2 protein-coding genes are annotated in these 2,958 nt (G+C 58.5%); both read left to right on the top strand.

The genetic code is table 11. The features are described 5' to 3' along the window. The first annotated feature begins 229 nt into the window (after positions 1-229). On the top strand, positions 230-1,714 hold the full coding sequence (locus tag AB8996_RS10480) for an S-layer homology domain-containing protein (RefSeq protein WP_369298935.1): 1,485 nt from the start codon (positions 230-232) through the stop codon (positions 1,712-1,714). Between the two features lie 151 nt (positions 1,715-1,865). Further along, complete coding sequence (locus AB8996_RS10475) at positions 1,866-2,870, top strand: stage V sporulation protein AD (protein ID WP_369298934.1); 1,005 nt, start codon at positions 1,866-1,868, stop codon at positions 2,868-2,870. Positions 2,871-2,958 lie beyond the last annotated feature (88 nt).

Below are 2,958 nucleotides of genomic sequence, written 5' to 3'. Positions count from 1 at the left end.
CTGGTGGAAAAAGGCGAGGGCAATGTCAGCGGCGTGTCCCTTGCCGCCAGGGACGGCGAAATCGTCCTGGAAATGCTGTAAGCTTTTTTTGCAAAAGCCAAAGGGAAGGGTTCTTTTGTGAATCCTTTCTTTTTTTTGTGTTTTTTATTGTCAAGTCCCCAAAAATACGATATGATAAGAAAAAGCGGGATCGATTTCTATTTTGAGGGGGAATTGAGGAAACATGAGTATGAAAAACGGAAAAAAGCGGGTCATATCGCTGGTGCTGGCAGTCATTCTCTGTGTGGGCATGCTGCCCGGCTTCACGGCGCGGGCGGCGGGGAACGCCATGAGCCTGAGCGAAACGCGGGCGCTCTTAAACCGAGTGGAGCTGCACCCCCAGCGGACGGGTTACGCGGAAATGGACAGGCTGCTGGGAAATATTCTGGCGCCTTACGCCGACAGGGACCCGTACACGAAGATCAAAGCCATGTACGATTGGTCTGTCTACAACGTGACCTACAGCTGGGCGGGCTATTCCCAGGACTATGCCCCGGCGTATGACAAATTCACCCTGCGGTACGACCTGACCTATGAGCCGGGGCTGCCCAAGGCGATCCCGGAGGAAATGATCCACCGCTCCTACCACTCCCTGACGGCGAAAACGGGCGTGTGCTACGATTGGGCGGCGCTGTTTGCCATTATGGCGCGGTACGTGGGGGTGGAAAGCTATGTCCATACGGGCATTCTGCGTATCGGCGACTGGACTGGGCACCACGGCTGGACGGTGCTCCGCATCGGCGGGCAGGACTATATTTTCGACGCCCAGCAGGACGTGCGCCTGTACGGCAACAACGGCGTTGTCACCTATGAATATTTCGGCATTCCCCGGAGCAGGTGGTACGATTACACGCCGGAAACCGATGTGAACGATGTGCGGGACGCTGGCTTTCTGCCCATTACGTCCAGCCGCGAAAAGGAATCCAACGTGACGGTGCAGGTTTCCGGCGGCCACAGGGTAAGCGGAGACGGCAGGCACCCCTGGGGCGAGGAGGTCACCCTCACCGCGGAGGAAGGGGTCCCCTTCAAGGGCTGGTACAATAGCCGCGGCGTGCTTTTGAGCAGCGACACGGAATATACCTTCATTCCTGAGGGAGACGTAAAGCTGTACGCGTTGTTCGAGGGGGACTATTTTCTGGACGTTTCCCACGGCAGCTGGTATTTTAACGATATGCGCGAAGCGGTGGATATGGGGCTTATCACGGGAATCAACGACATCACGTTCCAGCCCGAGGGCACCATGACCCGCGCCATGCTGGCAACCGTGCTGGCAAGAGCCGCCGGGGCAGATGTGGAAGCGGCGGCGTCCGCCCCTTTTAGAGACGTCAATCAAAACGAGTGGTACGCCGGTTCCGTGAACTGGGCGTATGAAAACGGCGTGGTATACGGCGAATCGGAGACCCGCTTCAATCCCAGCGGCAGAGTGACCAGGGAGCAGGCTGCCACCATGATAATGCGGTACCTGGAAAGCAGGAATATCGCTGTGGACGCGGAGGAAAGCAGCTCCTTTGCAGACGCGGAAAAAATCAGCGGCTTTGCGAAAACAGCCGTTGCGCAGGCGGAAAAAACCGGCATTTTGACCGGCTATCCCGACGGCACCATTCGCCCGAAGAACACCATTACCCGGTCGGAGGGCGTCGCCTGCCTCATGCGCATGGTGCGCTATGCGGCGTAAAAATAGCAGAAATCTGAGAAGCGTCCGGCAGCTTGCCGGGCGCTTTTTTTGTGGGAATTTTTGGCTTTGCGTAATTTCCCGAAAAGTGGAGAGACTAAAGGGCAAAAGGAAATTGCCCGGTTTTTCAAAAAATAGGGCGAAGGGGGAAGCTATGAAACGAATCGGACAGAGCACCTTGGAATTTTCCGCGCCGCCTACGGTGCTGAGCCATGCCGCCATCGGCGGGAAAAAGGAAGCGGAAGGTCCCCTGGGGGCTGATTTTGACCAGACCTTTCAGGACACCAGCCTGACCATGGAAAGCTGGGAAAAGGCGGAAGCCCAGCTGCAAAAGGAAGCGGTGACGCTGGCAATTGAAAAATCCGGCATGACCGCCCAGCAGATGGATTTTATTTTCGCGGGGGACTTATTGAACCAGTGCATTTCCTCCACCTTTGGGCTGCTGGATTTTCAAATCCCGTTTTTGGGGCAGTACGGCGCCTGCTCCACCATGGCGCAGACGCTGCTGATGGCGGCGATGACCGTGGAAAGCGGCGCGGCAGAGCGGGCGGTGGCGGTGACAAGCTCCCATTTCTGCTCGGCAGAGCGCCAGTTCCGCACGCCGCTGGAATACGGCTCCCAGCGCACCCCCACCGCCCAGTGGACCGCCACCGCCTCCGGCAGCATTGTGGTGGGAAAGGGAGGAGCCATAAAGATCCGCCACGGGCTGGCAGGACGGATCGTGGACCTGGGCGTGAAGGACCCTGCCAACATGGGCGCCGCCATGGCGCCTGCCGCCGCGGACAGCATTTACCGCTACCTGTCCGACACGGGCACGAAGCCACAGGATTACGACGGCATTTACACAGGCGACCTGGGGCTGGTGGGCACCACCCTGCTGTACCAGTCCCTGGAGGACAACGGCGTGGATATCAGGCAGGTGCACAACGACTGCGGGCTGCTGCTGTACGACCGGGAGGCGCAGGATGTACACGCCGGAGCCTCCGGCTGCGGCTGTTCCGCTTCCGTGCTGTGCGGGCATTTGCTGAAGCGCATGGAAAGCGGGAACCTCAGGAATATCCTGTTCTGCGCCACCGGCGCGCTGATGTCTCCCACCTCCCAGCAGCAGGGTGAAGCCATTCCCGGCGTGTGCCACGTGCTGCACCTGACGACTGAGTGACAAGCCCGGCAGCCCGCCACCATTGGCGGGCTGCCGGGTTATCTGTTCATATCTAAAAAACCACTGTCAAAAGGTATACCTTTTGACA

It is taken from the genome of uncultured Neglectibacter sp., from assembly GCA_937958185.1.
Classification (GTDB): domain Bacteria; phylum Bacillota; class Clostridia; order Oscillospirales; family Acutalibacteraceae; genus Acutalibacter.
Note: the sequence above shows the minus strand (reverse complement) of the source record. Positions and strands in the feature narration are given on the sequence as shown.